Origin of the sequence: Streptomyces sp. Root431 (genome assembly GCF_001426585.1) — a bacterium.
Classification (GTDB): domain Bacteria; phylum Actinomycetota; class Actinomycetes; order Streptomycetales; family Streptomycetaceae; genus Streptomyces; species Streptomyces stackebrandtii.
In genome coordinates, this window is the sequence record NZ_LMEI01000009.1 from 182,063 (window position 1) to 208,711 (window position 26,649).

Genomic DNA, 26,649 nt, shown 5'->3' on the forward strand with positions numbered 1-26,649 from the left:
CGGGCGTGCTCCGGCCCGGCGTGCTCACGTCGGGCGCGCTCCGGCCGGCGCGCGCTGCTCAGGCTGCGGCGAGCCGTGCGCCGTGGGGCTCGGGCTCGGCGGTCGCGTCGCCGAGGAGGCGGAGGAGGACCGCCCGGTGGGTGTCGCCGCGGAAGCGGTACGGGCCGACGCCCGGGTAGCCGTCGCGGGCCGGGTCGACGGGATCATCGGGGCCGCCGGTCTGCCAGGCGAAGTCGCGCCAGACGACGTCCTCGCCCTCGCGCTCGACGACGGCCGTGACGGCGCCGCAGCCCGGGTCCTCGCAGTCGGGGCAGGAGTAGAGGATCCGGCGTCCGGCGGCGCACGCGGAGTCGAGGAGCAGCCCGCGGACGGACCCGGCGCGGAACACGGGCGGGAGGTCCGAGGCGAGGGGCGAGACGGCGTCGACGCCCTCGACCTCGTCGAGCCGGTGGAGCAGGGGCCTGCCGTCGACCACGAGATCGGGGGTGTCGCGGTGAGGGCCGGTGAGGTCGAGGAGCGTGTACGCGGGCGGCATGCAGGAAGTATTTCCCCGGAGCGGGCCCCGTTCCATGGCTGGGGAGTCCCGGAAATGTCCCGGTCCCGGTACGGTCCCCGCCATGGACAGCGACGTGATCGTGGTGGGTGGCGGGGTCGTCGGGCTGACGACGGCGGTGACCCTGGCGGAGCGCGGACTGCGCGTACGGATCTGGTCACGGGACGATGTGGCGGCGACGACCTCGGCGGTGGCGGGTGCCCTGTGGTGGCCGTACCGGATCGAGCCGGCGGCGGAGGCCGGGGCCTGGGCGCTCACCTCGCTCCGGGTGTACGGGGAGCTGGCCGCCGATCCCGAGCGGACGGGGGTGCGGTGGGTGGCCGGGGTCCACGCGGACGTCGTGCTGGACGGCCTGGGTGCGTGGGCGAAGGAGGTCCCGGGGCTGCGGCAGCTGGCACCCGAGGAGGTGCCGGGGCCCTACGGCGTGGGCCTCGCGGCGCGGCTGCCGCTCATCGACATGCCGGTCCATCTCTCGTGGCTGCGAGGCCGGTTCGAGGCCGCGGGCGGGGTCTTCGAGCGGCGTGCGGTGACCGGCTTCGAGGAGGCGGCGGCGCGGGCGCGTGTGGTCGTCGACTGCGCGGGACTCGGCGCGCGGGAGCTCGTACCGGACGCCGGACTGCTGCCGGTGCGGGGGCAGTTGGTGCTGGTGGAGAATCCGGGCGTCGAGGAGTGGTTCACGGCGGCGGACGAGGGAGCGGGCGAGACGACGTACTTCTTCCCGCAGCCGGGACGTCTCGTGCTCGGCGGGACGGCCGAGGAGGGGGCGGAGCGGCTCGACGCCGACCCGGCGACGGCCGCGGCGATCGTCGCGCGGTGCGCGCGGGTGCGGCCGGAGATCGCGGGGGCGCGGATTCTCGGGCACCGGGTGGGCCTGCGGCCCGCTCGGGCGGGTGGTGTCCGCATCGAGGCGGTGCCGCTGCCGGGCGGCGGGCGGCTGGTGCACCACTACGGGCACGGCGGGGCGGGGGTGACGGTGGCCTGGGGCTGCGCGGAGCGGGCGGCGGAGCTGGCGAGCGGCTGACGCGCGGCTGACGTGCGGCCGAGCCGGTGGCCCGGGCCGGCCCCGCGAACGGCCGCGGGGCGGGTACGGCCCCTTCGGACCGTACCCGCCCCGCGCGAGCCGCTACTTCCAGAGCGGCGGGCGGTTGTTGTTCTCCGCGTCGTGGCACTGCTGGGCGCGCCGCTCCAGGGCGTCGGCGCGGGCGGCGGCCTTGCGGGCCTCCGCCGTGGCGCCGAGGCCGCGGAGCTGGGCAGCGCGGGCGCGCTCCTTGTGGGCGTCCGACCGCAGCTTGTCGATGTTGCAGGTGATCTTGGCGGCGGCCGCGGGCTCGGCGGTAACCGTCTGCCCGAGCAGCACGCCCCCGGCGAGCAGCGTCGTGGTGAGCACGGCCGTCAGGGTGCGACGGAGGGACATCGTGTGGCGCATGGTGGTTCTCCAACTTCCCGGCGTGTGACGCCGGTTTGAGGCATGGTCAGTACCGACCGGTAACTTTACCTCCGCCGACGTCGGTTTCACGCCATCGAGCGCCCCTGACGGCCAACCGTCAACATTCCTTCACAGGACTCCCACTGACGAGGTGATAGGTCGCGCGCTCGTCGAGGAGGAGCGGGACGAGCGCGCGCTGCGACTGGCGCAGCGGTACGAACACCCCGGCACCGTCCCGCCGGAAGCCGACGCCGTGCAGGGCGAGTTCGTCGCCCGCCTCGGCGAACTGCGCGGCGTCCAGGCGGTAGCCGCAGGGCGGGTCGGCGAGGATCTCGTCGGGCTCCGGCGGGTCGTTGTCGGCGCCGCCGAGGTAGACCGGGCCCCGGTCGGCGAATCCGGAGTGGCGGGCGGCGGTGGTCGCCGCGGTGAGCGGCCCGCGCCGCTCGTCGACGTAGGCGAACGCGCCTTCCAGGGCTGCCCGTTGGGTGGCGACGCGGCGCCGGTGGTTGCGCGCCGGGTCGCTCTGCTCGACCTCGTCGAGCGGGTCCACGCGGGTCTCGACGAGCAGTCCGGCGGAGTGCTTGATGCCCGCGGTGTTGCGCAGGATCCGCTCCTGGCCGTCGCCCGCGACCTGCTTGACCGGCTTGCCGGTGAGGGGATCGGTCCAGATGCCGTAGATGCCGGTGGTGTAGCCGGCGAGCCCGGCGGCGGGCCGGACGTAGGACTCCGAGAGCGTCCGGGACTCGTCGTGGACGTGCGGGTCGGCGTCGAGGCTGCGCGGCCAGAGGGCGAGCAGGTCCTTGTCGTAGTAGCGGGGGGTGGCCCCGTACTCGTGGAGGTCGTAGACGAGTTCCGGACGCCGGTCGCGGATGACGGCGGCCACGGCCCGGGCCTCGGCGGTGCGCAGGGCGATGTGGTCGCGGTTGACGTCGATGCCGTCGCCGTTGCCCCGGGTGTCGGCCTCCCGGCCGTCGGGGTTGGCGGTGGGCACGACGAGGAGGGTGGTCCGGGCGAGGAAGCGCCGGGTCTCCGGGTCCCGGGCGGTGGAGAGGTCGCGCAGCGTGCTCAGGCAGGCCTCGCGGCCCGCCGGCTCGTCGCCGTGCTGGCTGCAGACGAGGAGCACGGTGGTGCGGCCCGTGCCGAGGGTCGCGAGCCGCAGCGGTCGGCCCTGGGACGTCGTGCCGATCGTGCGCAGCGACACCCGGTCGCTGCCCCGGTCGACGGCCGCGAGGAACTCCGACTCCTCGGCCTCCGTGGTCCACCGGGCACCGAGGCTCGTCTCGAACCCGGTGCGCGGGAGGGGCTGCGGCGGCGCGCTGTCCGCCGCCTTGGCGGGGACGGTGACGAGCGGCAGGGCGAGGACCGCGGCGCCCGCCGCGAGGGCGAGCACCCGGCGCGAACTCCGGTGCGCGGCAGGGAGTCTCATCGGGCGGCTCCCGGCGCGGGGAGGCGCGGTCCGGTGACGGCGGCCGGCGGTACGGGGCCGCTGCCGGTCAGGGACGGCCGGGCGGCGGGCGAGGGCAGGGCCGGGGACGGCCCGGTGGTGGCCCGGGTGAAGGCGGCCGCGCCGCCGACCAGGGGCAGCTTCGCCCGGGTGCGGCTGAGGTCGAGGGTCAGGGTCGGCGTGGTCGACGGCGGGTCGATCAGGTCCTTGTCGGTGCCGCCGACGATCAGGGCGAGGCGGTGGCCCGCCGGGACGACGTGGTCGGTGGCGGCGAGGTCCAGGGTCAGGGTGTACGCCCTGCCGGGGGTCAGCGGCCGCTCCTTGCGGGGGTCCGCCCAGGTGCCGAGGTCGGCCCAGCCGCGGCTGACGACCGTGTACCCGACGTCCGTCGTGCGGGCCCGGGTCTCCTTGAAGCAGGCGCTGTCGCCGGGGGTGCTCGCACCCCAGCAGGTGCGGTCGGCGAGCGTGGTGATGCCCTCCCCCGCCGCCGCGTAGTCGCGGATCGTGTCGGGGCCGAGGTCGACGAGGACGGCGGAGAGGTGCGCGGTGGCGGTGGTCGGGGTCGCCGTGACCGTCACCTTCGAGGAGCCGGAGATCCGCAGGTCGCGGGAGAGCGGCCGGGTGACGAAGCCGGCCTTCTCGGGGGTCGCGGAGTCGACGCGGGCGGCCCAGTCCAGTTCGCCGAGGCCCGGGTCGTCGGTGAAGGTCGCGGTGGAGCCGGGGGCGGCGGGCGTCCGGCCGAGGGTGCCGGCGCCGGGCGCGGCGCCCGGGGCGGGGCGCAGGGTGGTGTCCTCGGTGCCGCGCGGCGGCCACTGCCGGTCGGTGGTCCAGCGGTCCGGGGCGCGCTCGATGTCGGCGACCGGCTCGCGGTCGATGCCGTTCTCGTATCCGAGGAGGTGGTGGTCGAACCAGCGGTGCAGGGTGCGGACCCAGTCGGCGCGCCGGAAGTCGAAGGGGTCGACGTGGCCGGTCTGGGAGAGCCAGATCTTCCGCTCGACGCCGTTCGCGGCGAGCGCGTCCCACCACTTGCCGAACTGGTTGGCGCGGACGTTCAGGTCCTGCTGACCGTGGACGACGAAGACGCTGGCCTTCACCTTCGCGGCGTCCCGGACGTGGTCGCGCTCGCTCCAGGCGGAGGTCCAGTCGCCGCTGTACGGGGTGGCCGCGGTGATCCGGTCCTGGACGGCCCCGCAGCGGGCGCGCGCGGCGGGGCTGCTGACGTAGTCGGAGAGCCAGCTCGGGTTGGCGTTGTAGAGCGGGGCGCCCTGGGCGTGGAAGTAGTCGTACCAGGACGAGATGGCACCGATCGGAACGATCGTTTTCAGCCCTTCCACCCCGGTGGCGGCCACGCCGTTGGCGATGGTGCCGTCCCAGCTCTTGCCGATCATGCCGACGTTGCCGGTGCTCCAGCCGGTGGCCCCGGCCCGCTCCGTACCGGTGGGGGTGGTGTAGCCGCGGGCGCGGCCGTTCAGCCAGTCGACGACGGCCTTGGCGGACCGGACGTCGGAGCGTCCGCCGACGTCGTCGCAGCCGTCGGAGCGGTTGGTGCCGGCGAGGTCGACGGCGACGAAGGCGTAGCCGCGCGGGACGAAGTAGTTGTCGTAGAAGAGCGGGAACTGGACGGGGTTCCCGTCGGCGTCGTACGTCTTCTTCTGGCTCTCGTTGCCGCGCCCGCAGCAGGCGTAGTACGGGCTGGCGTCCATGATGACCGGGATCTTCCGGCCCGCCGCGGCGGGCTCCCGGGGGCGGACGATGTCGACGGCGACCCGGTCGGCGCGGCCGTCCCCGTCGCCGTCGAGTCCGGTGTCGACCCAGACGGACTCGCGGATGGCGTCGGCGTAGGAGTGGACGGGCCGCGACTCGCTTACGGAGGCCGTGGACGGCTCGGCGGACGCCGGCGGCGCCGGCTGGGCGCCCGCCGGGGTGACCAGGGTCGCGAGCAGGGCGGCCGTGGCCGCGGCCACGAGGGTTCCGTACGGCAGTCGGGCTCCGCGGGTTCTCCGCTTTCGCATCGGCATGGGCGGGAACGTACCCCGGTCAACTCCCGTGCAAAAGAGTGCCGGAGGCAATCAGGGGTGATTCGGGGGCATTCCGGGGACGGTGGGGGTTCATGTCGGCCGAATGGCGATCGTGTGACAAGGGGTCCTCTGGACGTGACGGTGCGTCGGGGCGCTGAATAGGGTCCGAACCAGGCCGTGTCCGGCGGATCAGGGGCGGATAGGCCGCGGCGTCTGGTGCGGTGCATCGCAAGGCGCCGGAGCGCCTTAATAGCGGAGCTATTCAGGCGTTTCGGCAACGCGGCGAGGTGCCGTGCCAGACGCCGCGGACCCGCCTCTGATCCGCCGGACACGGCCAGGGACCGACGACCACCCGCGCGTCTTACGTTTCTTATGACTTGGGGAGCACCTGTGCACCGCAGAATCATCGTTCCGAGCGCCCTCGCGGCCTCCCTGCTGCTGGCGATCCCGGCATCGGCGGCCGACTTCACTCCTGGGGCCCCGGGCATCGGCGACTCCTACTACCCCGCCAGCGGCAACGGCGGCTACGACGTCTCCCACTACGACCTGCGGCTGACGTACCAGCCGGCGACCGACCTGCTCGAAGGCACGGCGACGATCGTCGCCAAGACGAAGCAGAACCTGTCGCGGTTCAACCTGGACCTCGGTCTGAAGGTCAGTGAGGTCCGGGTCAACGGGCGCCTCGCGAAGTTCACCACCTCGGGCGACCACGAGCTGGAGGTGACCCCGGCCGTCCCGCTGGAGAAGAACAAGGCGATCTCGGTCGTCGTCCGCTACGCGGGCAAGCCCTCGGAGTTCAAGGTCGACGGCTGGTCGGCGTGGGCGCGCACCCCGGACGGCGGCGTCGCCGCGCAGGAGCCGGACTCGGCCGCCTGGTGGTTCCCGTCCAACGACCACCCGCTGGACAAGGCCACCTTCGACGTCTCCGTCGCCGTGCCGGACGGCACGCAGGCCATCAGCAACGGCGTGCTCCAGTCGCAGTCCTCGCGGCTCGGCTGGACCCGTTTCAACTGGCGCTCGAACAAGCCGCAGGCGACCTATCTGGCCACGCTCGCCGTCGGCAAGTTCGACATCACGACGGACAAGACGGCGAACGGGCTGCCGGTCCTCAACGCGTACAGCAAGGACCTCGGCGACAACGACGGGGCCGCGCGCGCCTCGATCGAGCGGACGACCGAGGTCGCGGAGTGGCTGGAGGGGGTCTTCGGGCCGTACCCCTTCAACGCCCTCGGCGGATACGTGCCGAACGTGACGACCGGTTTCGCCCTGGAGACGCAGACCCGTCCGTTCTACAGCCCGCGGCAGTTCGCCAACGGCGCGAACGTGTCGGTCGTCGTCCACGAGCTGGCGCACCAGTGGTACGGCGACAGCGTGTCCGTCCGCGACTGGAAGGACATCTGGGTCAACGAGGGCTTCGCCCGCTACAGCCAGTGGCTGTGGTCGGAGAAGGAGGGCGAGGGCACGGCGCAGGAGCTGGCGGACTACGTGTACGCCACGCGGACGGCCGAGGACCCGTTCTGGACGGTCAAGCCGGGTGACCCGGGCGCGGAGAACCAGTTCCACATCGCCGTCTACGACCGGGGCGCGCTGGCGCTCCAGGCCCTGCGCAACGAGATCGGCGACGACGACTTCTTCGCGATCCTGAAGGGCTGGCCGCAGGAGTTCGCCTACGGCAACGCCCGGGTCGGCGACTTCGTGCGGTACGCGGAGCGGGTCTCCGGCAAGCCGCTCGCCGGGCTCTTCGACACCTGGCTGTACCAGCCGTCGAAGCCGGCCGCCTCGACGGCGGCCGCGGCCGGTCTGTCCGCCCCCGCGGCGGCGCCGGCGGCCGGTCCGACCGCCCGGTCGGCGGCACGGTCGGCTGCTCCCCGGCCCGCGCAGCCGAAGTCGTGGAAGAAGATCGCGGCGACGAACACGGTCCACGACCACGACGCGCACTGACCCACGATGACCGCGTGACGCTCGGGTGCCGAGCGGGCCGTCCGTCAGCGCTTCGCGCGGCGGGCGGCCTCGCGCGCCTTCCGGGCCAGGGGCAGATAGCGCAGCCGCTCGGGCAGGACGGGGACCACGGCCCGGACGACCCGGGCGAACCGGCGCAGCGCACGCTCCTGCGCGTCCGTCCACTCCAGGCCGATGGCCTCGCGGGCGTCCGGCGGCATCATGCCCACGGTGAGGAAGGCCCGCAGCCGCAGGAACGGGCGGCGCAGGACGGGCCAGAGCAGCCGGAGGGCGAGTCGGAGGAGCGGCGGGCCCCGGTCCGGGGCGGGCACGGGCAGGTCCGGGTCGAGCAGCTCCCGGACGACGACGGTGGCCTCCAGCTCGTCGGCGAGGACCTTCCGGTAGTACGGCCAGAACTCCTCGACCGTCTGCGGCATGTCCCGGTCGTGGATGCCGAGGACGCGGCCGACCCGGAGCCACTCGGCGTACAGCTGCCGCTCCTGGGCGTCGGTGAGGGGGCGGGCGAGGAGGCCGAGGCCGTACCGGTAGACGGGGAAGCCGGTCGCGTGCACCCACGAGTAGTAGGCCGGGGTGAGGGCGTGGTACGTGCGGCCGTGGGCGTCGGTGCCCTGGATGTCGCGGTGCAGCCGCCGGAGGCGGCGGCCCTCCTCGGCGGCCTCCTCGCCTCCGTACACCCAGAGCTGGACCGAGCGCAGGGAGCGCTCGCCGCGGCCCCAGGGGTCGGTGCGGAAGACGGAGTGCTCGTCGACCCCGGCGCCGATCGCGGGGTGCGCGACCTGCATGGTGAGGGCGGCGGGCAGCATCAGGAGAGCCCGGATGTCACCGGCGACGCTCCACAGCACCCCGCCGACGGGCGGCGGTGCGGGGGACTCCTCCTGCGGGCGGCTCATGTGATGGCTCCTTCCGTACACGTCCAGTAGATGCCCGGACCGCGCTCATGGCGAAGGGGCCGTCCCCGGGCTTACTGCCCGGTGAACGGCCCCTTCGCGGAAAGCGTGGGTTCAGGAGCGGTCGGCGCCGACCGGCTCGCCGACGATGCGGGCGGCGAGGGCGTGGGCCCAGGCGTCGACGTCCGCGGTGAGCTCGCGCTCGGCGGCGGCGCGCTCGGCGGCGATCTTCTCGGCACCGGCGGCGAGGATGGCGTCGCGCTCGGCGTTGCCCTCGGCACGGGCGGCGGCGATGGCGGCCGAGCCCTCCTCGGTGGCCTGCGAGCGGATGCGCGCGGCCTCGTGGCGGGCCTCGGCGAGCTCCGCCTCGTACTGCTCACGGATCTGCGTGGCCTCGGAGCGCAGGTCGTCGGCGCGCTCGGTGCCGCCGTCGATGGCGTCCTCACGCTCGTCGAGCGTGCGACGGATCTTCGGGAGGATCCCCTTCGCCAGGATGAGGAAGGTGAGTGCGAACAACACCACGCCGAGGATGAGCTCGGCCCAGACGGGGTTGAGCGGACCAAGGTCCATCTCGAAGACAGTGGGGTTACTAGCGAGGGTCATGCGCGCATTCTACCTGGTTCAAATAAGGACAATTCAGACACTGGGAGGAGAGTTGGCGCGGTTGTGCGAGTTCGGCAAGATTCCCGGCATCCAAAGGCTACCGGAAGGTAACCACGGCTGATTGTATGTGCGGCGCCAGGCCAACCCCCCACGCCTCCATGGGAGTTCTCGTGTCCTTCGCCGCGCTCCGCCGCGCCCCCGGCACCGCTCTTTCCCTCGCGCTCGCCGCTGCCACCCTGGCGGCCACCGCTCCGGTCGCCGGCGCCGCCTCCGCCGCCACGACCGCCGAGGCGCCGCGCCTGAAGGTGCTCACCTACAACACCTTCCTCTTCTCCAAGACGCTCTACCCGAACTGGGGCCAGGACCACCGGGCCAAGGCGATACCCGCCGCCCCCTTCTTCCAGGGGCAGGACGTCGTCGTGATCCAGGAGGCCTTCGACAACTCCTCCTCCGACGCGCTCAAGGCGAACGCCGCCGCGCAGTACCCGCACCAGACCCCGGTCATGGGGCGCAGCAAGACCGGCTGGGACGCCACCGGCGGGGCCTACTCCGCGACCACGCCCGAGGACGGCGGGGTGACGATCCTCAGCAAGTGGCCGATCGTCCGCAAGGAGCAGTACGTCTACAAGGACGCCTGCGGCGCCGACTGGTACTCGAACAAGGGCTTCGTCTACACCGTCCTGGACGTGAACGGGAGCCGGGTCCACGTCGTCGGCACCCACGCCCAGTCCACCGACCCGGGCTGCTCGGCGGGCGAGGCGGCGCAGATGCGCAGCCGCCAGTTCAAGGCCATGGACGCCTTCCTCGACGCCAAGAACATCCCGGCGAACGAGCAGGTCATCGTCGCCGGCGACATGAACGTCGACTCGCGGACGTCCGAGTACGGCACGATGCTCGCCGACGCGGGCCTGGCGGGGGCCGACGCCCGCACCGGCCACCCGTACTCCTTCGACACCGAGCTGAACTCGATCGCCTCCGAGCGCTACCCGGACGACCCGCGCGAGGACCTCGACTACGTCCTGTACCGGGCCGGGAACGCCCGCCCCGCCGGCTGGACCAACCACGTGGTCCTGGAGCAGAGCGCGCCGTGGTCGGTCTCCAGCTGGGGCACGCGGTACACGTACACCAACCTCTCCGACCACTACCCCGTCACCGGCTTCTGACCGGACCCCGCTGACGTACGGGGCTCAGTACCCGTATCCGCCGAATTGGCTGTAGAGCCAGGCGCCGAGCACAGCGGCGACACACAGCAGGACGAACCACGAGCCCGCGCTGGTGTGCCGCTCCCGGCGGGGGCGGCGGCCGGGGCGGGCGGCACGCGCCGCCCGCCCCGGCTTCTCGCGCTTCCCCGCCTTCTCCTTCGGCCGTCCCGCGCGGGACGGCCCCGGGGCCGTGTCCGCGCCGGCCGCGACATCGGCGAGCAGCCGCCGGCAGATCGTCGCCAGCTCCGCCGTCCCGGCGCTCAGGTCGACGACCACCTCGCTCCGGGCCGGCGCCGTGGTCCCCCCGTCGAGTATGCGACCGGCACGCAGCAGCGCCCGGTCCTTGCCCCCGGTCGGGGCGAGGCTGATCCACCGGCGGACGTGCTCACCCCGGATCACGACACCGCCGCCCCGCTCCCGGTAGACGGTGTGCTCCCGCCACAGGATTCCGGCCAACTCCTGCGCCGTGTCCCTGAGTTGCACGTACATCCCACTCCCCTGTTTCTGTTCCCCCGATACGAACAGCCGCCGACTCTAGCCCCCGCCTCCGACAGCGCCCGCGATACCCCGCCCCCGCGCCCCTTACGCGCCGAAGTCGTACACGGTGACCGGAATTCCCCGGTCCACGAGCTGGCCCACGACCAGTGGCTCGACCTCCGCCCGGGGCGGTCGCGTCGCCTTCGACGTACGTGATCCCGTTCATGCCGATGACGCTACGGGCAACCACTGACAGTGGTCACGGTCTTTTACACGGCTGGTGAGACAGCAATACTGTCCAAGTGAGCGACGAGGAGCACGAGCCGAGCTATACGGTCGACGAGCTGGCTGCGCGGGCCGGGGTCACGGTGCGGACCGTGCGGTTCTACGGGACGCGGGGGCTGCTGCCGCCGCCCGTCATCGGGGCGCGGCGGGTCGGGCACTACGGGCCGGGGCATCTGGCGCGGCTGGCGCTCATCGAGGAGCTCCAGCGGCAGGGCATGACGCTGGCGGCGATCGAGCGGTATCTGGAGCAGTTGCCGGCCGACCTCAGTGAGCAGGACCTGGCCATCCACCGGGCCCTCGTGGCCTCCTGGGCGCCCGAGTCCGACGAGGAGATCACGCTGCGCGAGCTGGAGCGGCGGGCCGGGCGGCCCTTGACCGAGCAGGATGTCGAGCGGCTCGCCGCCATGGGGGTGCTGGAGCGGGTCGACGGGAGCGAGGCCTTCCGGCTCGACGGGACGCTGCTGCGGCTCGGGGTCGAGCTCCTCGACGTGCCGATCGAGCACGAGACGATCCTTGCGTCCCGGACCGTCCTCGTGGAGCACGCGCGCGCCGCCGCCCAGGAGCTCTCCCGGCTCTTCCGGGACGAGGTGTGGAACCCGTACCGGGAGAGCGCCGAGGACCCGGACCACCTGAACGCCATGCGGTCGCTCTCGGCCCATATGCAGCCGATGGTGGTCCAGGCCCTCGTCACGGCCTTCCAGCGCTCGCTCCGCGAGGAGCTGCGCGCCGCGTTCAGGAGTCGGTGAAGACCTCGCCGCGCTCGGCCTTCGCCACCAGGAGGGCCGGGGGCTCGAACCGCTCGCCGTACGTCGCCGCCAGCTCGCGCGCGCGGGCCGCGAAGCCGGCGACGCCGCCCTCGTAGCCGTTGATGTACTGGAGCACGCCGCCGGTCCAGGCCGGGAAGCCGATGCCCATGATGGAGCCGATGTTGGCGTCGGCGATCGAGGTCAGGACGCCTTCCTCCAGGAGCCGGACGGTGTCCAGCGCCTCGGAGAACAGCATCCGCTCCTGCATGTCGCGGAAGGGGATCTCGTATCCGGGCTTCGCGAAGTGCTCGCGCAGGCCGGGCCAGAGCGCGCCGCGCTTGCCGTCCTCCGCGTAGTCGTAGAAGCCCGCGCCGCCGCTGCGTCCGGTGCGGCCGAACTCGTCGACCATGCGGTCGATGACCGCCTCGCCCGGGTGGGTGGCCCAGACGCCGCCGGCCTCCTCGATCGCGCGCCGGGTCTCGTTGCGGATCTTGCGGGGCAGGGTCAGGGTCAGCTCGTCCATGAGGGAGAGGACCTTCGCCGGGTAGCCGGCCTGCGCCGCGGCCTGCTCGATCGAGGCGGGCTCGATGCCCTCGCCGACCATCGCGACGCCCTCGTTGATGAAGTGGCCGATCACCCGGGAGGTGAAGAAGCCCCGGGAGTCGTTGACGACGATCGGCGTCTTGTTGATCTGCCGGACGAGGTCGAAGGCGCGGGCGAGGGCCTCGTCGCCGGTCCGCTCGCCCTTGATGATCTCGACGAGCGGCATCTTGTCGACGGGCGAGAAGAAGTGCAGGCCGATGAAGTCGGACTGCCGCTCGACGCCCTCGGCGAGGACGGAGATCGGCAGGGTCGAGGTGTTGGAGCAGAGCAGCGCGTCGGGGGCGACGACGCCCTGGATCTCCTGGAAGACCTTGTGCTTGAGGGACGTGTCCTCGAAGACGGCCTCGATGACCGCGTCGCAGCCGGCCAGGGCCTGGACGTCGGAGGTCGCGGTGATGCGGGCGAGGAGCGCGTCGGCCTTCTCCTGCGTCGTACGGCCCCTGGCGACGGCCTTGGCGCAGAGCTTCTCGCTGTACGCCTTGCCCTTGGCGGCGGACTCTGCGGAGACGTCCTTGAGGACGACCTCGATGCCCGCGCGGGCGCAGGAGTACGCGATGCCGGCGCCCATCATGCCCGCGCCGAGGACGGCGACCTTGCGGACGGGGCGGGGCGCGATGCCCTTCGGCCGGCTCGCGCCGGAGTTCACGGCCTGGAGGTCGAAGAAGAACGCCTGGATCATGTTCTTCGCGGTCTGCCCGATGACCAGCTCGGTGAAGTACCGGCTCTCGATGGTGAGCGCGGTCTCGAAGTCGACCTGGGAGCCCTCGACGGCGGCGGCCATGATGGCGCGCGGCGCCGGGTAGGGCGCGCCGTTCAGCTGCTTGCGCAGATTGGCCGGGAAGGCCGGGAGGTTCGCGGCGAACTTCGGGTTCGACGGGGTGCCGCCGGGGATCCGGTGGCCGGGGACGTCCCAGGGCTGGTGGGACTCGGGGTGCGCGTCGATGAAGGCGATGGCCTTGGCCATCATCTCCTCGGGGGTGGCGGCCACCTCGTGGACGAGGCCGCTCTCGAGGGCGCGCTTCGGGGCGTACTGGGTGCCCTGGAGCAGCACCTTGAGCAGGGCGTCGGTGATGCCCATGAGGCGGACGGTACGGGCGACGCCGCCGCCGCCCGGCAGCAGGCCGAGGGTGACCTCGGGCAGGCCGATCTTGGAGCCGGGGGCGTCGAGGGCGACGCGGTGGTGGGAGGCGAGGGCGATCTCGTAGCCGCCGCCGAGGGCCGCGCCGTTGATCGCGGCGACGACGGGCTTGCCGAGGGTCTCGATGCGGCGCAGGGCGTTCTTGATCCCGATGGCGGAGTCGAAGATGTCCTGGGCGTGCTCGGGGCCCGCCTTGACCATGTCCTTGAGGTCGCCGCCGGCGAAGAAGGTCTTCTTCGCGGAGGTGTAGATGATGCCGCGGATGGAGTCCTTCTCGGCCTCCACGCGGTCGGCGATCGCGATGATCGAGGCCCGGAAGGCCTGGTTCATGGTGTTGGCGGACTGGTTGGGGTCGTCGAGGACGAGGGTGACGATCCCGGTCGCGTCCTGCTCCCAGCGGATGGTGGTGCTCTCGCTCATGTCTCTGCTTCTCCGTGGACGTGAAGAGGGGTTCGGACGGACGGTCAGACGCGCTCGACGATGGTGGCGATGCCCATGCCGCCGCCGACGCAGAGGGTGGCCAGGCCGTAGCGCTTGTCCTGCCGCTCCAGCTCGTCGACGAGGGTGCCGAGGATCATCGCGCCGGTGGCGCCGAGCGGGTGGCCGAGCGCGATGGCGCCGCCGTTGACGTTGACCTTGTCCAGGGAGACGCCCATGTCCTTGACGAAGCGGAGGACGACGGCCGCGAAGGCCTCGTTGATCTCGATCAGGTCGATGTCGTCGATGGTGAGTCCGGCCTTGGCGAGGGCCTTGCGGGTGGCCGGGGCGGGGCCGGTGAGCATGATGGTCGGCTCGGAGCCGGAGACGGCGGCCGCGACGATCCGGGCGCGCGGGGTCAGTCCGTACCGCTCGCCGACCTCCTTCGAGCCGATGGCGACGAGGGAGGCGCCGTCGACGATGCCGGAGGAGTTGCCCGCGTGGTGGACGTGGTCGATCTCCTCGACCCAGTGGTACTTCTGCAGGGCCACGGCGTCGAAGCCGCCGAGCTCGCCGATGTCGGCGAAGGAGGGCTTGAGGCGGGCCAGCGAGTCGGCGGTGGTGCCGGGGCGCAGGAACTCGTCGTGATCGAGGACGGTCAGTCCGGCGCGGTCCTTGACGGGGACGATCGACCGGGCGAAGCGGCCGTCCTTGACGGCGGCGGCGGCGCGCTCCTGGGAGAGGGCGGCGTACTCGTCGACGTCACGGCGGCTGAAGCCCTCGATGGTGGCGATGAGGTCGGCGCCGATGCCCTGCGGGACGAAGTTGGTCTCCAGGTTGGTCATCGGGTCGGCGAACCAGGCGCCGCCGTCGGAGGCCATCGGCACCCGCGACATGGACTCGACGCCGCCGGCGAGGACGAGGTCCTCCCAGCCGGAGCGGACCTTCATCGCGGCCATGTTGACCGCTTCGAGGCCGGAGGCACAGAAGCGGTTCTCCTGGACGCCGGCGACGGTGTCGGGGAGTCCGGCGGCGATGGCGGCGATCCGGGCGATGTCGGAGCCCTGGTCGCCGACCGGGCCGACGACGCCGAGGACGATGTCGTCGATGGCGGCCGGGTCGAGTCCGGGGTGCCGGGCCTGGATCTCCCGGATGAGGCCGACGACGAGGTCGATCGGCTTGGTGCCGTGGAGGGAGCCGTTGGCCTTGCCGCGTCCGCGCGGGGTGCGGATCGCGTCGTACACGTACGCTTCGGTGCTCACGTAAAGCCTTTCGCGATGAGGGTGGGAGAAGACGGGCGGCGGGAGGTCAGCCGAGGAGGGAGCGGCCGATGATCTCCTTCATGATCTCGGTGGTGCCGCCGTAGATGGTCTGGATCCGGCCGTCGGTGTAGGCACGGGCGACCGGGAATTCGCTCATGTAGCCGTATCCGCCGTGCAGTTGCAGGCAGCGGTCGGCGACCCGCTTCTGGAGTTCGGTCGCCCACCACTTGGCCATGGAGGCGTGGACGGCGTCCAGAGCGCCGCTCGCGTGCTCCTCGATGCAGCGGTCGACGAAGGTCCGCGTCACGGCGCACTCGGTGGCCATCTCGGCGATCTCGAAGCGGACGTGCTGGAGCCTGGCGAGCGGACGGCCGAAGGCCTCGCGCTCCTTGACGTACCGGGTGGTGAGCTCCAGGAGGTGTTCGGCCCCGGCGATGCCGGCGACGGCGATGGCGAGGCGCTCCTGGGCGAGGTTGGTCATCAGGTGCAGGAAGGCGCCGTTGAGCTCGCCGAGCAGGTTCTCCTTGGGGACGCGGACGTCGTGGAAGAAGAGCTCGGCGGTGTCCTGGGACTTCTGGCCGATCTTGTCGAGGTTCCGGCCGCGCTCGAAGCCTTCCGCGCCGCGCTCGACGACGAGGAGGGAGAGGCCGTGCGCGCCGCCCTCCGGGGTGGTGCGGGCGACGACGATCACGAGGTCGGCGAGGATGCCGTTGGAGATGAACGTCTTGGAGCCGTTGAGGATCCAGTGGTCGCCGTGGTCCTCGGCGGTGGTGCGGATGCCCTGGAGGTCGGAGCCCGCGCCCGGTTCGGTCATGGCGATGGCGGTGACGGTCTCGCCGGAGCAGAAGCCGGGCAGCCAGCGCCGCTTCTGCTCGTCCGTGGCGAGCGAGGTGAGGTACGGGCCGATGATGTCGTTGTGCAGGCCGATGGCGAGCCCGGGGGCTCCGGCCCTGGTGAACTCCTCGGCGAGGACGGCTCCGTAGCGGAAGTCGGGGTTGCCCCCGCCGCCGTACTCCTCGTCGACCGCGATCCCGAGCAGCCCCTGCCGGCCGGCGGCCCGCCAGGCCTCGCGGGCGACGATGCCGTCCAGCTCCCACTGCTCGTAGTAGGGCAGCACCTCCTTGGCCAGGAAGGTGCGCACGGTCGCGCGGAAGGCCTCGTGGTCGGCGGTGTAGAGCTGGCGCTTCATGCTTCGGTCTCCTGTGGGTGCAGGGCGGGGACGGCCCAGTCGTGGGCTACTTCCGCGGTGTCGGCGCCGGGGAGGACGGGGCCCGAGCGGAGGGTGCCGGGGGTGACGGAGAAGCGGGGTGCCGGGGCGGGCTGGGTGAGGCCGGCGTGCTCGGTGAAGGTGCCCCGGGCGGCCAGGTGGGGGTGGCTCGGGGCCTCGCGCAGGGAGAGGACGGGGGCGACGCAGGCGTCGGTGCCCTCGAAGACGGAGGTCCACTCCTCGCGCGTACGGCTCCGGAAGCGGTCGGTGACGGCCGCGCGCAGTTCGGGCCAGCGGGCGAGGTCGCCGCGCAGGGCGGTGGCGTCCTCGATGCCGAGGAGGCGGACGAACTCCGCGTAGAACTGTCCTTCCAGGGCGCCGACCGCCATGTGTCCGCCGTCGGAGGTCTCGTAGACGCCGTAGAAGGGGCAGCCGCCGTCGAGGAGGTTGACACCCCTGCGGTCCTGCCAGCCTCCGGCCGCGAGCATGCCGTGGATCATGGTGGTGAGGTGGGCGGTGCCGTCGACGATGGCGGCGTCGACGACCTGGCCCTCGCCGTGCGCCCGCGCGTGCTGGAGGGCGGCGAGGACGCCGATGACGAGGTAGAGGGAGCCGCCCGCGTAGTCGCCGACGAGGTTGGCGGGGACGGTGGGCGGGCCGTCCGGGTCGGGGCCGATCATGCCGAGGGCGCCGGTGATCGCGATGTAGCCGATGTCGTGGCCGGCGGTGGTGGCGAGCGGGCCGTCCTGGCCCCAGCCGGTCATCCGGCCGTAGACGAGCCGGGGATTGCGGGCGAGGCAGGGCTCGGGGCCGACGCCGAGGCGTTCGGCGACGCCGGGGCGGTAGCCCTCGATGAGGACGTCGGCGCGGGCGACGAGGTCGAGCACGGTGGCGGGGCCGTCCTCGGCCTTGAGGTCGACGAGGACGGAGCGCTTGTTGCGGTTGGTGAGGTCCCGGGCCGGGTCGATGCCGAGGCCGGCGCCGCCGGGGCGGTCGACGCGGACGACGTCGGCGCCGAGGTCGGCCAGGAGCATGGCGGCGAAGGGGCCGGGGCCGATGCCGGCCAGTTCGACCACGCGCACCCCGGAGAGGGGACCGTTCCGGGCGGTGTGCGTCGTGCTCATCGAGCCCCCAGGAGTGTGTGACACCAATGATGTAACACCGGAGATGCTAGGAACGTGTTCCACTCGGCACAAGCCCCCCGGCCGAGCAAGCGCTTGGAAATCGCCACGGCGCGGAGTTCCGCTATTCTCCGCCGACGACAACCGCGCCCGGCGGCGCGGTACGGCCGAAATGAGGGGCTGGATGGAGACAGGGGCGGGCTCGGGGCGCGGAGCGGCCGGAGCGGGACCGGCGGACGGGGGCGACGCGCGCGACGCCGCTCGGCCGGGTGAGGGTGCCAGGTCGGAGGGCCGTACGCGGCCGTACGACGTGGTGCTCTTCGGGGCGACCGGCTTCGTGGGCGGGCTCACCGCCGAGTACCTGGCCGAGCACGCCCCCGCGGAGTGCCGCTGGGCGCTCGCGGGGCGCAACCGCGCCGGGCTCGCGGCCCTGCGCGAGCGGCTCGCCGCCCGGTGGCCGCACTGCGCGGAGCTGCCGCTGCTCGTCGCCGACGCCGACGACCCGGACTCGCTGCGCGCGCTCGCCGAGTCCGCCCGGGTGGTGGCGACGACCGTCGGCCCCTACGTCTGGTACGGGGAGGGCCTGGTCGCCGCCTGCGCGGAGGCCGGTACGGACTGCGTGGACCTCACCGGCGAGCCCGAGTTCGTGGACCTGATGTACGTACGGCACGACGCCCGCGCCCGCGAGACCGGGGCCCGGATCGTGCACGCCTGCGGCTTCGACTCCGTCCCGCACGACCTGGGCGCGTACTTCACCGTCCAGCAGCTCCCGGAGGACGTACCGCTCCGCGTCGACGGCTTCGTCCGGGTCGGGGCCACCTTCTCCGGCGGCACGTTCGCCTCGGCGCTGACCGCGCTCGGCCGGGGCCGGCAGGTCCTGGAGGCGGCCCGCGAACGGCGCCTGTACGCGCCGAGGTTGGTGGGACGCCGGGCCCGCGCGCCGCTGGGCGGCCCCCGGTTCAGCCGCGAGACGGGCACCTGGGCCCTGCCCCTTCCGACGCTCGACCCGCAGGTCGTGGCCCGCTCGGCCGCCGCGCTCGACCGGTACGGCCCGGACTTCCGCTACCGCCACTACGCCTCCGTGAAGACGCTCCCGATGGCCCTGGGCGGCTCGGCGGCCGTCGGCGCGGGTGCGGTCGCGGCCCAACTTTCCCCGGTCCGGCGCTGGCTGATGGAGCGTTACCAGCCCGGGCAGGGCCCGTCGGCCGAGCGGCGCGCCCGCAGCTGGTTCTCTGTGCGGTTCGTCGGCGAGGGCGGCGGACGGCGGGTGTTCACCGAGGTGTCGGGCGGCGACCCCGGGTACGACGAGACGGCCAAGATGCTCGCCGAGTCGGCGCTCTGCCTGGCCTTCGACCCGCTGCCGAAGACCGCGGGCCAGGTGACGACGGCGGTCGCGATGGGCGACGCGCTGATCGACCGGCTCCGCGCGGCGGGCATCCGCTTCCGGGTGGCGCACCGGGGCTGACCCACCGGGCGGACCGGAAGCGGGGCCGCGGAACCGTACGAGGCGGGAGGGACCTCAGAGCCGTACGAGACGGGCGCGGCCTCAGAACCGTACGAGGCGGAAGGGGTGGCCGGCCGGGTCGGCGTAGACGCGCCAGGCCGGGTCGCCGCCCACTCCGTCGAGCGGGGTCGCCCCGAGCGCGAGGACGGCCTCGTCCGCGGCGGCCAGGTCCTCGACCCGTACGTCGAGGTGGAACTGCTGCTCGGGCGCACCCCAGACGGGCGGCCGGTGGTCGGCCACGTCCTGGAAGGCGAGGACCGGGCCGGCCGGCCCGCGCAGGACGGCGGATCCCTCGCCGACGGCCCACCGGGGGTCGGGGCTCTCGACCTCGCCGCCGATCAACCGCTGGTAGAACAGGGCCAGTTCCCGCGCGTCGGGGCAGTCGAGCACGACGCACCGCAGGCGCCCGATCACGCGAGCACCCAGTCGGCGACGACGTACAGCATGGCGCAGACCCAGGCCAGGGCGAGGAGCCCGGCGGTGGCGAGGGTCAGGGTCAGGCCGCGGCCCGCCGAACGCGACGGAGCGGGAAGGGGAGTTGTCATGAACCCCACCCTGCCCTTCGGAAGCGCGGCGCGGTATCCGTACGCGTACTCAGGTATCCGCGAGTGCCTCCGTAAGTGCCCTGCGACAGAGGGAGTCGGCGTGCCGGGTGGTCTCGGGGATGCGGTAGCGCGGGGCGAGGTGGAGGGTGTGGGCGCAGGCGCGGTCGAGGGAGACCCGGTGCCCGACGGAGACGTAGACGGGCTTCACCCCGGCCTGGGTCCGCAGGGCCCGTCCCACCTCCTCGCCTTCGGCGAGCAGCGCGCTGAACTCGCCCCGCTCCGGGCCTGGTTGCTCGTAGGTGAAGGTGAAGGGGTTCTTGGCGACGCCGAGGGACGGGCGGCCGGTCAGCACCCCGAGGTGGCTCGCGAGCCCGAAGCGGCGGGGGTGGGCGATGCCGTATCCGTCGCAGACGAGCAGACCGGGGTCGACGGTCAGGGCGGCGAGCGCGGCGAGCACGGTCGGGATCTCGCGGAAGGCGAGGAGCCCGGGGACGTAGGGGAAGGAGACGCGGCCGACCGCCGTGGCCTCCTCGACCACGGCGAGGGTCCGGGCGTCGAGCACGACGGCCGCGGCGGCGACGAGATCGCGCTCGTCGTCGTAGGCCACGTCGAGCCCGGTGACGTGGCCTTCTCCGACGGCAGGCCCCGGCTCGTCGAGCACGATCCGCCCGCGCAGCTCCCGCTGGACGTCCCGTGCGGCGTCCTCGTCGGCGGGCCAGCCCGCCGGAATACCGATGATCGTCATAGTGCGAGCCACCCTACGACCCCGGTTCCGAGGGCCGGAACGGCTCGGCGGCGCAGGTGGGGTGCCCGGTAACCTGGCGATCATGTTCGTACTGGAATTGACCTACACCGCGCCCGTCGAGCGGGCGGACGCGCTGCTCGACGCGCACGTCGAGTGGCTGGACGCGCAGTACGCCGCCGGGGTGTTCATCGCCTCGGGGCGGAAGAACCCGCGTGACGGCGGGGTGATCCTGGCCGCCGGGGTCGGCCGCGCGGAGATCGAGGCGATCGCGGCGGCCGACCCGTTCACGGTCGAGGGCGTGTGCGCGTACCGGATCACGGAGTTCTACGCGACCAAGACGGCCGAAGACCTCGCGGCGTACCGGGAGCAGCTGCCCTCGTAGGCACCCTCTGGACCCTGCTCAGTGGCGGCCCGCGCGGGCGATCCGGCCCTTCTCGCCGGAGGCCCAGCACGAGCCGTCGTCCGTGCAGTCCACCGTGTCGTACGAGCCGGTGTCGATCGTGCGCCAGGTGCGGCCCGCGTCGGTCGTGAGGTCGGTGCCGGTCGGTCCGACGGCGAGGGCGGCCGTCCTGCTGTGCGGGAGCCAGGCGACGCCGGAGCGGTAGGCCGGCGGGGGCGTGTCCGAGGTGCGCCAGGTGCGGCCGCCGTCCGTGGTGACCGCGCCGGCCTGCGGGGACGGCTGGTCCTTGCGGTAGTCGCCGCCGACGGCGATGCCGTGCGTACGGTCGCGGAAGGCGAGGCCGAAGACGCCCCTGGCCGGGTCGCCGGCCGGGATCGGCGTGGCGGTGGCGGTCCAGGTCAGCCCCCGGTCCCCGGAGTGGAGCACGCGGGCCGTGGCGCCGCCGCCCGTCGCGAGCCACACGTCCCGGGGCCCGGACGACACCAGGCACTGGCCGCTAGCCGCGAAGCCGGCCTCGCCGGGGAGCGCGTCCGGCATCCCGGCGCTCGGCAGCACCCGCCAGGAGCGGCCGCCGTCGCTGGTGGAGAGGATGCGGTACTTCCCGTCGACGGGGTCGCTCATGGCGAGTCCGTGCCGCCGGTCGAAGAAGGTGACGCAGTCGTAGAAGGCGCGCGCATCGGTGTTCCGGAAGGATTCGGTCCAGGTGGCGCCGCCGTCCTCGGTGCGCAGCAGGCGCGAGGCCTCGCCCTCCCCGATGGCGAGGACGACGGCCCGGCGGGCGTCGAAGGCCTCGACGTCACGGAACTCGAGCTCCCCCGCGCCGGGCGGCGAGACGTTTCGCCAGCTCCGGCCGCCGTCGGTGGTGCGCAGGACCGTGCCCTTGGATCCGGCGGCCCAGGCGGTCCTCCGGTCGACCGCCGCGAGGCCGCGGAAGCGCGCGTCGGTGCCGGTCGGCGTCAGCTGCCAGCCGGCGGAGGCCGCGAGGGTCTCCCCGGCCTCCCCGGTGAGCCCGGCCTCCCCCGCCCGCTCGGTCTCCCGGGCGTTCGCCGGGCCCGCCAGGCTCAGAGCGAGCGCCGCCCCGATCAGCCCCACCGACATCATTCGTCTCGTCTTCCCCATGGACGTCATGGCGCCGGAAGCTAGTACCCCGGGGCGGTCGCCGTCCAGGGTGCGTCCCGCGCCGGGCGTTCCTAGGCTGAGTCGCATGAGCGACCGTACGGGCGAGCGCGCGCCGAGCGAAGAGAAGCCGAAGCTCAAGGAGTACGAGGGTGAGGGCATCACCGTCACTTTCGAGCCACGGCGCTGTCTCCACGCGGCCGAGTGCGTCCACGGTCTGCCCGAGGTCTTCGACCTGTCGCGGCGCCCGTGGGTGCTGCCCGACGCCGCCGGGACCGGCCTGGTCGCCGAGGTGATCCGCCGCTGCCCCTCGGGGGCGCTCCAGTACCACCACCACCCGCCGGAGGCCGCCGCGCCCGAGCCCCCGGACTCCCCCACCACCGTGCGCCGCACCCCCTCCGGCCAGCTCGTCCTGCGCGGGGACCTGCTCGTGACCGGCCCGCACGGGGACCGGCACGAGACCCGGGTGATGCTGTGCGGCTGCGGAGCCTCCGCGAACCAGCCGTACTGCGATCACTCGGGCCCCTGCGCCGAACCGGACGACGACGTCCCGGAGCAGCGCTGACGCCGGGGAGCACCCGTCGGTGACGCAGGTCACGTGGTCCCGGAGTGCACGTTCCGGCCGCGCCGCTCGTCTTGTCTGGTGTGAGGTGCCCTGGTGTCGGGGAGACGCACAGGATGCGAAGCCCGCGCGAGAGGAGCCGGTCTTGTCCGCCGTCATCGAGCAGTCCGTCCAGGCACGTCTGGTCGCATCCGTACCCCGGATGGAGACGGTCCCCGCCACCCTGCGGTACGACCGCGAGGACCCGTACGCCGTGAGCATGGCCTTCCCGCCCCCGGCGACCCTGGAGGGCGTCGAGGTCTCCTGGGCCTTCGCCCGTGAGCTGCTGGTCCAGGGCGTCGAGCGCCCGGCGGGGGTCGGTGACGTCCGCCTGCGCCCGTACGGGTACGACCGCACGGTCGTCGAGTTCCATGCCCCGGAAGGGGTGGCGATGGTGCACGTCAGGACCTCGGAGCTGCGCCGCTTCCTGGAGCGCTCGGAGCACCTGGTGCCGGCGGGGCGTGAGCACCAGTACCTGAACTGGGACCAGGACCTGATGGAGCTGCTGCGCGAGCGCCCGTAGACCGAGCGCCCATGAATCGCGCGCCCTCGGTTCGAGCGCCCGTAAATCGAGCGCCCGCGGATCGAGCGCCGTAAATCGTTTGCCGCTGCCCGACGCAGGTCGTACGGTCGTACCTGACCTAGTCGTCACTTGATCGGAGAAGGACGTTGCTCTTCTGAGGTTGCGAGACACCGTGCCGCGCGTGCCCCCTGTGCCGTGTGTGCCGTTTCTCGACCTCGGTGTACGAGCCGTCTTTTCCGCAGCCCGCGCCCCGGTGTTTCTCGCGTCGCCCCTTCATGCTCGCGCTCGCGCAACCGGGAGGCCTCCATGGCGCATCACCCCACGTTCATCACCTGCTCTTCCCTCTCCTTCTCGTGGCCCGACGGCACCGAGGTCCTCGACGACTTCCGCCTCGCGGTCGGCCCCGGCCGCACCGGCCTCGTCGGGCTCAACGGCTCCGGCAAGTCGACGCTCCTGAAGCTCGTCGCGGGAGAGCTGACCCCGGTCTCCGGCACGGTCCGGGTCACGGGCGAGCTCGGCTACCTGCCGCAGAACCTCGTCCTCGACACCTCGCGGCGGGTCGACGAGATCCTCGGCATCGCGGCGAAGCGCGCCGCGCTGCACGCCATCGAGGCCGGTGACCCCGCGGAGGAGCACTTCACCGCCCTCGCCGACGACTGGGACGTCGAGGAGCGGGCCCGGGCCACCCTCGACCAGCTGGGGCTCTCCGGCGTCGGTCTCGACCGGACCGTCGGCGAGGTCTCGGGCGGCGAGTCCGTCCTGCTGCGCCTCGCGGCGCTGCTGCTCGCCCGGCCGGACGTCCTGCTGCTCGACGAGCCGACGAACAACCTGGACCTGCACGCCCGCGCCCGCCTGTACGAGGCGGTGGAGAACTGGTCCGGGGTCCTGGTCGTGGTCAGCCACGACCGTGAACTCCTGGAGCGTGTCGACCAGATCGCCGATCTGCGGGACGGCGAGGTCACCTGGTACGGCGGCCCCTGGTCCGCGTACGAGACGGCGCTCGCGGCCGAACAGGAGGCCGCGGAAAGGATGGTGCGGGTCGCCGAGGCCGACGTACAGCGCCAGAAGCGCGAACTCAGCGATGCCCAGGTGAAGTTGGCGCGGCGGAAACGGTTCGCGCAGAAGAGTTACGAGAACAAGGTCGTTCCGAAGATCGTGGCGAACGGCCGCAAGAGCGACGCCCAGGTCGCGGCAGGCAAGCACCGCGCCCTGCACACGGAGCGGCTCTCCGAGGCCAAGGAGCGGCTCGACGCGGCGGTGGAGGCGGTGCGGGACGACGACGAGATCCGCGTCGAACTGCCCCGCACCTCGGTGCCGCCGGGCCGCGAAGTGCTGTTCCTTCGCGACCTGGAGCTGCGGTACGGGGCCCGGGTCGGCGGCGAGTTCGCGCTGCGCGGACCGGAGCGGATCGCGCTGGTCGGCCGGAACGGCGCCGGCAAGACGACGCTGCTCCGGACGATCGCCGGGGAGGTGGAGCCGCTGTCGGGCGAGGCGGACGCGCGGGTACCGCTCCGCTTCCTGCCGCAGCGGCTCGACGTCCTCGACGACGGGCTGAGCGTGGTGGAGAACGTGGCCCGCTTCGCGCCCACGGCGACGGGGAACGCGATCAGGGCGCGGCTGGCGAGGTTTCTCTTCCGGGGGGCGCGGGCGGATCAGCCCGTGGGCACCCTCTCGGGCGGGGAGCGGTTCCGGGCGACGCTCGCGGCGCTGCTCCTGGCGGAGCCGGCTCCGCAGTTGCTGATGCTGGACGAGCCGACGAACAACCTGGACATGGGGTCGGTCCGGAAGCTGACGGCAGCCCTCGACGCGTACGAGGGGGCGCTGATCGTGGCGAGCCACGACGTGACGTTCCTGGAGTCGCTCGGCATCACGCGCTGGCTGCTGCTCGACGGTGAGCTGCGGCCGACGACGGCGGAAGAGGTCAGGGGGGTGGCCTCGACGCGCTAGGAGCGGGCCGGGCACGGAACTACGGGCGGAGGAGGAAGGAGCAGGGCGCTAACGATGAAGTAAGGCCCAGGACTTGGTGCCGCCGCCGGGTGTCAGTACGGGGGCGAGGCCCCAGTCCCCTCCGTGCGCGTCGACCGCCGCGGCCAGCAGCCACATGCTGCGGCTGCGGCGGTCGCGGCATTCCTCGGCTGCGGTGGGCGAGGAGTGGGCGGCGTGCTGGTCGTACAGCACGATCCGCAGCGCTTCGTACTGCCATCGGACGCGGAGGATCATCTCGCGGTCGGGAGTGAAGCGGTAGGCGGCTGCGACGAGTTCGGAGGCGGCGAGTGCGGCGGTATCGCAGAGCTCGGAGAGGCCGTGCCGGGTGAGGAGCGTACGGATCGACTCACGGGCGAGCCCGGCGCAGTAAGCGCCTCCGGGGAGGAGCATCGAGTAGCTGAGGTTCTCCGTGGCGGGAGGTATGGGCCCGGCCGCGACGGCGGACGGGAGGCAACGCAGTGCGCCCTTCATCGGGTTGCTCACATTTCTTGCGCATTGGGGGGGTACGCACACACGGTCATGGTCGCCCCGTGTGAGACTTGCACTACCGACCGTAGCGCACAAGCGGAGCACAGTGCTACTACTTGCGGGTAGTCGTGTCATTCCGGCCGAAACGGCGATCCGACCGGCTCGCCGCCGTCACGCAACGAAGGGGAGATCGCGCGTGCCACCCAGGAGCAGCCCGACCGCACGACAGCAGCGCCTCGGGAGCGAACTGCGCAAACTGCGCGAACAGTCGGGCATGTCGGCGCAGCAGGCCGCCGCCCTCCTGGGCGTCGACCGCACCCGCATCCCCAACATCGAGTCGGGCCGCTTCGGCATCAGCGCCGAGCGCGTCCGCACCCTCGCCTTCAACTACGGCTGCCCCGACACGGCGCTCGTCGACCAGCTCGCCGACATCGCCCAGGAGCGCGACCGCGGCTGGTGGGAGGAGCACCGCGGACTGCTGCCGCCCGCGCTCATCGACATCGCCGAACTGGAGTTCCACGCCGCGGAGTTGCAGAGCGCGGTGACCACCCACATCCCGGGCCTCCTGCAGACCGAGGAGCATGCGCGGGCCGTCTTCGACACCGCCGTCCCGCTCCTGCCGGGACCCGATCTGGAAGCCCGTCTCGCCCTGCGGCTGCGCCGCCAGGAGGTCCTGGACCGGGACCGGCCCGTGCTCTACGAGGCCGTGATCCACGAGGCGGCGCTGCGCATGCAGTTCGGCGGACCGAAGGTCGCGCGGGCCCAGCTGGAGCACATCCTGGAGTACTCCGAGCGGGACACCGTGACCGTCCGCGTGATCCCCTTCGCGGCGGGGGGTTTCCCCGGGGCGGGCCAGTCGTTCACCTATGTGTCCGCGCCCGTGCCGCAGCTCGACACCGTGCAGCTCGACTCCTCCCACGGATCGATCCTCCTCGACGCCGACATGAAGCTCCGCCGTTACCGGGGGCTCCTGGAGCGGCTGCGCGGGCTGACCCTCTCCACGAACGAATCACGCGCGTTCATACGCACCATCGCCCAGGATCTGTGAAGGACCGCCCCACCATGAACGTCACGACCGACACCCCCCTCGCAGCCGACACCACCGACGCCGGCCTCGCCGCCTCCGTCGCCGCCGCCGTCGACATCGACTGGAACGAGGCCTTCTGCAGCGAGGGCGCGAACTGTTTCCGGTTCGGCCTCGACGACTCCGGCCGGGCCTACATCGGCTCGACCCTGGCCCCCGGCGAGTACGTCAGCGACTCGGTGGAGGCGCTCCGCGCCCTGATCTCCGCGGTGAAGGCCGGCGCGGCGGACCACCTGCTCTGAGTAGCCGACCGGTCGACCTGCGGCGCGCGGCGAGGACGTGACCTGCATCTCCAGTACCCCGCCGGAGCAGCGCACATAACGGAACGT

At 72.9% G+C, this 26,649-nt stretch carries 27 protein-coding genes; 11 read left to right on the forward strand and 16 right to left on the reverse strand.

Annotated elements, in window-relative coordinates; genetic code table 11:
• Positions 1 to 58: 58 nt before the first annotated feature.
• The gene (locus ASC82_RS14340; protein WP_056647012.1) at positions 59 to 535 is read right to left on the reverse strand and encodes a hypothetical protein; all 477 of its coding nucleotides are present in this window, start codon (positions 533 to 535) and stop codon (positions 59 to 61) included.
• A gap of 82 nt (positions 536 to 617) precedes the next feature.
• Here ASC82_RS14340 and ASC82_RS14345 point away from each other — a divergent pair, with 82 nt between their 5' ends.
• Positions 618 to 1,574, forward strand: a complete 957-nt coding sequence (locus ASC82_RS14345; RefSeq protein ID WP_056647017.1) for an FAD-dependent oxidoreductase — start codon at positions 618 to 620, stop codon at positions 1,572 to 1,574.
• 102 nt (positions 1,575 to 1,676) lie between these two features.
• Here ASC82_RS14345 and ASC82_RS14350 read toward each other — a convergent pair whose 3' ends face one another.
• From ASC82_RS14350 to ASC82_RS14360, 3 genes are all read right to left on the reverse strand, one after another.
• Positions 1,677 to 1,979 (reverse strand): hypothetical protein, encoded by a 303-nt coding sequence (locus tag ASC82_RS14350; protein WP_056647020.1) that lies wholly within the window; start codon positions 1,977 to 1,979, stop codon positions 1,677 to 1,679.
• Positions 1,980 to 2,097: 118 nt separating this feature from the next.
• Positions 2,098 to 3,405, reverse strand: a complete 1,308-nt coding sequence (locus tag ASC82_RS14355; RefSeq protein WP_079039261.1) for a M14 family metallocarboxypeptidase — start codon at positions 3,403 to 3,405, stop codon at positions 2,098 to 2,100.
• A complete protein-coding gene (locus ASC82_RS14360) occupies positions 3,402 to 5,435 on the reverse strand; it encodes a Xaa-Pro dipeptidyl-peptidase (RefSeq protein WP_056648541.1) in 2,034 nt (677 codons plus the stop codon). The genes ASC82_RS14355 and ASC82_RS14360 overlap by 4 nt, the downstream gene beginning before the upstream one ends.
• A gap of 396 nt (positions 5,436 to 5,831) precedes the next feature.
• Here ASC82_RS14360 and ASC82_RS14365 point away from each other — a divergent pair, with 396 nt between their 5' ends.
• Positions 5,832 to 7,382, forward strand: coding sequence for a M1 family metallopeptidase (locus tag ASC82_RS14365; RefSeq protein WP_056647023.1), 1,551 nt, complete (start codon positions 5,832 to 5,834; stop codon positions 7,380 to 7,382).
• A 44-nt stretch (positions 7,383 to 7,426) separates the two neighbouring features.
• Here ASC82_RS14365 and ASC82_RS14370 read toward each other — a convergent pair whose 3' ends face one another.
• Positions 7,427 to 8,290, reverse strand: a complete 864-nt coding sequence (locus tag ASC82_RS14370; RefSeq protein WP_056647027.1) for an oxygenase MpaB family protein — start codon at positions 8,288 to 8,290, stop codon at positions 7,427 to 7,429.
• Between the two features lie 111 nt (positions 8,291 to 8,401).
• The gene (locus ASC82_RS14375; protein WP_024761503.1) at positions 8,402 to 8,890 is read right to left on the reverse strand and encodes an ATP synthase F0 subunit B; all 489 of its coding nucleotides are present in this window, start codon (positions 8,888 to 8,890) and stop codon (positions 8,402 to 8,404) included.
• Positions 8,891 to 9,048: 158 nt separating this feature from the next.
• Here ASC82_RS14375 and sph point away from each other — a divergent pair, with 158 nt between their 5' ends.
• Positions 9,049 to 10,053, forward strand: a complete 1,005-nt coding sequence (sph, locus tag ASC82_RS14380; protein WP_056647030.1) for a sphingomyelin phosphodiesterase — start codon at positions 9,049 to 9,051, stop codon at positions 10,051 to 10,053.
• Positions 10,054 to 10,077: 24 nt separating this feature from the next.
• Here sph and ASC82_RS14385 read toward each other — a convergent pair whose 3' ends face one another.
• The gene (locus tag ASC82_RS14385) at positions 10,078 to 10,581 is read right to left on the reverse strand and encodes a hypothetical protein (protein WP_056647033.1); all 504 of its coding nucleotides are present in this window, start codon (positions 10,579 to 10,581) and stop codon (positions 10,078 to 10,080) included.
• Positions 10,582 to 10,871: 290 nt separating this feature from the next.
• On the opposite strand from ASC82_RS14385, the gene ASC82_RS14390 reads away from it, so the two are divergent.
• Positions 10,872 to 11,600 (forward strand): MerR family transcriptional regulator, encoded by a 729-nt coding sequence (locus tag ASC82_RS14390; protein ID WP_056647036.1) that lies wholly within the window; start codon positions 10,872 to 10,874, stop codon positions 11,598 to 11,600.
• Here ASC82_RS14390 and ASC82_RS14395 read toward each other — a convergent pair.
• The 4 genes from ASC82_RS14395 to ASC82_RS14410 are packed head-to-tail and all read right to left on the reverse strand — an operon-like array spanning position 11,587 to position 17,351.
• The gene (locus ASC82_RS14395; protein WP_056647039.1) at positions 11,587 to 13,761 is read right to left on the reverse strand and encodes a 3-hydroxyacyl-CoA dehydrogenase NAD-binding domain-containing protein; all 2,175 of its coding nucleotides are present in this window, start codon (positions 13,759 to 13,761) and stop codon (positions 11,587 to 11,589) included. The two genes, ASC82_RS14390 and ASC82_RS14395, sit on opposite strands and share 14 nt — an antisense overlap.
• Positions 13,762 to 13,805: 44 nt before the next feature.
• A complete protein-coding gene (locus tag ASC82_RS14400) occupies positions 13,806 to 15,020 on the reverse strand; it encodes an acetyl-CoA C-acetyltransferase (protein WP_056647042.1) in 1,215 nt (404 codons plus the stop codon).
• A 46-nt stretch (positions 15,021 to 15,066) separates the two neighbouring features.
• Positions 15,067 to 16,209 (reverse strand): acyl-CoA dehydrogenase family protein, encoded by a 1,143-nt coding sequence (locus ASC82_RS14405; RefSeq protein WP_056647044.1) that lies wholly within the window; start codon positions 16,207 to 16,209, stop codon positions 15,067 to 15,069.
• The gene (locus ASC82_RS14410; RefSeq protein WP_056647047.1) at positions 16,206 to 17,351 is read right to left on the reverse strand and encodes a CaiB/BaiF CoA-transferase family protein; all 1,146 of its coding nucleotides are present in this window, start codon (positions 17,349 to 17,351) and stop codon (positions 16,206 to 16,208) included. The genes ASC82_RS14405 and ASC82_RS14410 overlap by 4 nt, the downstream gene beginning before the upstream one ends.
• Before the next feature lie 181 nt (positions 17,352 to 17,532).
• On the opposite strand from ASC82_RS14410, the gene ASC82_RS14415 reads away from it, so the two are divergent.
• Positions 17,533 to 18,813, forward strand: a complete 1,281-nt coding sequence (locus ASC82_RS14415; protein WP_079039263.1) for a saccharopine dehydrogenase NADP-binding domain-containing protein — start codon at positions 17,533 to 17,535, stop codon at positions 18,811 to 18,813.
• An 81-nt stretch (positions 18,814 to 18,894) separates the two neighbouring features.
• On the opposite strand, the gene ASC82_RS14420 is transcribed toward ASC82_RS14415, so the two are convergent.
• From ASC82_RS14420 to ASC82_RS14425, 3 genes are read right to left on the reverse strand one after another with little or no spacing between them, the layout of a single operon-like run.
• The gene (locus ASC82_RS14420; RefSeq protein WP_056647053.1) at positions 18,895 to 19,266 is read right to left on the reverse strand and encodes a VOC family protein; all 372 of its coding nucleotides are present in this window, start codon (positions 19,264 to 19,266) and stop codon (positions 18,895 to 18,897) included.
• Positions 19,263 to 19,397 (reverse strand): hypothetical protein, encoded by a 135-nt coding sequence (locus ASC82_RS31380; protein ID WP_277815744.1) that lies wholly within the window; start codon positions 19,395 to 19,397, stop codon positions 19,263 to 19,265. The genes ASC82_RS14420 and ASC82_RS31380 overlap by 4 nt, the downstream gene beginning before the upstream one ends.
• Before the next feature lie 49 nt (positions 19,398 to 19,446).
• Positions 19,447 to 20,142, reverse strand: coding sequence for an endonuclease V (locus ASC82_RS14425; RefSeq protein ID WP_056647056.1), 696 nt, complete (start codon positions 20,140 to 20,142; stop codon positions 19,447 to 19,449).
• Positions 20,143 to 20,224: 82 nt separating this feature from the next.
• On the opposite strand from ASC82_RS14425, the gene ASC82_RS14430 reads away from it, so the two are divergent.
• Positions 20,225 to 20,524, forward strand: coding sequence for a YciI family protein (locus ASC82_RS14430; protein WP_056648543.1), 300 nt, complete (start codon positions 20,225 to 20,227; stop codon positions 20,522 to 20,524).
• Between the two features lie 18 nt (positions 20,525 to 20,542).
• Here the strand turns inward: ASC82_RS14430 and ASC82_RS14435 are convergent, their stop codons facing one another.
• Positions 20,543 to 21,670, reverse strand: a complete 1,128-nt coding sequence (locus ASC82_RS14435; protein WP_079039264.1) for an oxidoreductase — start codon at positions 21,668 to 21,670, stop codon at positions 20,543 to 20,545.
• 76 nt (positions 21,671 to 21,746) lie between these two features.
• Between ASC82_RS14435 and ASC82_RS14440 the strand changes: the two genes are divergently transcribed.
• The 3 genes from ASC82_RS14440 to ASC82_RS14450 all read left to right on the forward strand — a co-directional run bounded on the left by ASC82_RS14440 (position 21,747) and on the right by ASC82_RS14450 (position 24,729).
• Positions 21,747 to 22,223, forward strand: coding sequence for a (4Fe-4S)-binding protein (locus ASC82_RS14440; RefSeq protein ID WP_056647059.1), 477 nt, complete (start codon positions 21,747 to 21,749; stop codon positions 22,221 to 22,223).
• A gap of 142 nt (positions 22,224 to 22,365) precedes the next feature.
• Complete coding sequence (locus ASC82_RS14445) at positions 22,366 to 22,782, forward strand: SsgA family sporulation/cell division regulator (protein ID WP_056647061.1); 417 nt, start codon at positions 22,366 to 22,368, stop codon at positions 22,780 to 22,782.
• A gap of 306 nt (positions 22,783 to 23,088) precedes the next feature.
• Positions 23,089 to 24,729, forward strand: a complete 1,641-nt coding sequence (locus ASC82_RS14450; RefSeq protein ID WP_056647062.1) for an ABC-F family ATP-binding cassette domain-containing protein — start codon at positions 23,089 to 23,091, stop codon at positions 24,727 to 24,729.
• Positions 24,730 to 24,777: 48 nt separating this feature from the next.
• Here ASC82_RS14450 and ASC82_RS14455 read toward each other — a convergent pair whose 3' ends face one another.
• A complete protein-coding gene (locus tag ASC82_RS14455) occupies positions 24,778 to 25,251 on the reverse strand; it encodes an ATP-binding protein (protein ID WP_242427654.1) in 474 nt (157 codons plus the stop codon).
• A gap of 181 nt (positions 25,252 to 25,432) precedes the next feature.
• Between ASC82_RS14455 and ASC82_RS14460 the strand changes: the two genes are divergently transcribed.
• A complete protein-coding gene (locus ASC82_RS14460; RefSeq protein ID WP_056647068.1) occupies positions 25,433 to 26,284 on the forward strand; it encodes a helix-turn-helix transcriptional regulator in 852 nt (283 codons plus the stop codon).
• 14 nt (positions 26,285 to 26,298) lie between these two features.
• On the forward strand, positions 26,299 to 26,562 hold the full coding sequence (locus ASC82_RS14465) for a hypothetical protein (RefSeq protein ID WP_242427655.1): 264 nt from the start codon (positions 26,299 to 26,301) through the stop codon (positions 26,560 to 26,562).
• The last annotated feature ends 87 nt before the right edge of the window (positions 26,563 to 26,649 follow it).

What these genes read in the sequence shown, in the direction of transcription:
- ASC82_RS14360 (WP_056648541.1), bottom strand. Translation starts at nt 5,435, where the DNA reads ATGCGAAAGCGGAGAACCCGCGGAGCCCGACTGCCGTACGGAACCCTC.
- ASC82_RS14385 (WP_056647033.1), bottom strand. Translation starts at nt 10,581, where the DNA reads ATGTACGTGCAACTCAGGGACACGGCGCAGGAGTTGGCCGGAATCCTG.
- ASC82_RS14435 (WP_079039264.1), bottom strand. Translation starts at nt 21,670, where the DNA reads ATGACGTCCATGGGGAAGACGAGACGAATGATGTCGGTGGGGCTGATC.
- ASC82_RS14410 (WP_056647047.1), bottom strand. Translation starts at nt 17,351, where the DNA reads ATGAGCACGACGCACACCGCCCGGAACGGTCCCCTCTCCGGGGTGCGC.
- ASC82_RS14450 (WP_056647062.1), top strand. Translation starts at nt 23,089, where the DNA reads ATGGCGCATCACCCCACGTTCATCACCTGCTCTTCCCTCTCCTTCTCG.
- ASC82_RS14425 (WP_056647056.1), bottom strand. Translation starts at nt 20,142, where the DNA reads ATGACGATCATCGGTATTCCGGCGGGCTGGCCCGCCGACGAGGACGCC.
- sph (WP_056647030.1), top strand. Translation starts at nt 9,049, where the DNA reads ATGGGAGTTCTCGTGTCCTTCGCCGCGCTCCGCCGCGCCCCCGGCACC.
- ASC82_RS14355 (WP_079039261.1), bottom strand. Translation starts at nt 3,405, where the DNA reads ATGAGACTCCCTGCCGCGCACCGGAGTTCGCGCCGGGTGCTCGCCCTC.
- ASC82_RS14415 (WP_079039263.1), top strand. Translation starts at nt 17,533, where the DNA reads ATGGAGACAGGGGCGGGCTCGGGGCGCGGAGCGGCCGGAGCGGGACCG.
- ASC82_RS14345 (WP_056647017.1), top strand. Translation starts at nt 618, where the DNA reads ATGGACAGCGACGTGATCGTGGTGGGTGGCGGGGTCGTCGGGCTGACG.
- ASC82_RS14430 (WP_056648543.1), top strand. Translation starts at nt 20,225, where the DNA reads ATGTTCGTACTGGAATTGACCTACACCGCGCCCGTCGAGCGGGCGGAC.
- ASC82_RS14440 (WP_056647059.1), top strand. Translation starts at nt 21,747, where the DNA reads ATGAGCGACCGTACGGGCGAGCGCGCGCCGAGCGAAGAGAAGCCGAAG.
- ASC82_RS14340 (WP_056647012.1), bottom strand. Translation starts at nt 535, where the DNA reads ATGCCGCCCGCGTACACGCTCCTCGACCTCACCGGCCCTCACCGCGAC.
- ASC82_RS14350 (WP_056647020.1), bottom strand. Translation starts at nt 1,979, where the DNA reads ATGCGCCACACGATGTCCCTCCGTCGCACCCTGACGGCCGTGCTCACC.
- ASC82_RS14370 (WP_056647027.1), bottom strand. Translation starts at nt 8,290, where the DNA reads ATGAGCCGCCCGCAGGAGGAGTCCCCCGCACCGCCGCCCGTCGGCGGG.
- ASC82_RS31380 (WP_277815744.1), bottom strand. Translation starts at nt 19,397, where the DNA reads ATGACAACTCCCCTTCCCGCTCCGTCGCGTTCGGCGGGCCGCGGCCTG.
- ASC82_RS14395 (WP_056647039.1), bottom strand. Translation starts at nt 13,761, where the DNA reads ATGAGCGAGAGCACCACCATCCGCTGGGAGCAGGACGCGACCGGGATC.
- ASC82_RS14375 (WP_024761503.1), bottom strand. Translation starts at nt 8,890, where the DNA reads ATGACCCTCGCTAGTAACCCCACTGTCTTCGAGATGGACCTTGGTCCG.
- ASC82_RS14465 (WP_242427655.1), top strand. Translation starts at nt 26,299, where the DNA reads ATGAACGTCACGACCGACACCCCCCTCGCAGCCGACACCACCGACGCC.
- ASC82_RS14405 (WP_056647044.1), bottom strand. Translation starts at nt 16,209, where the DNA reads ATGAAGCGCCAGCTCTACACCGCCGACCACGAGGCCTTCCGCGCGACC.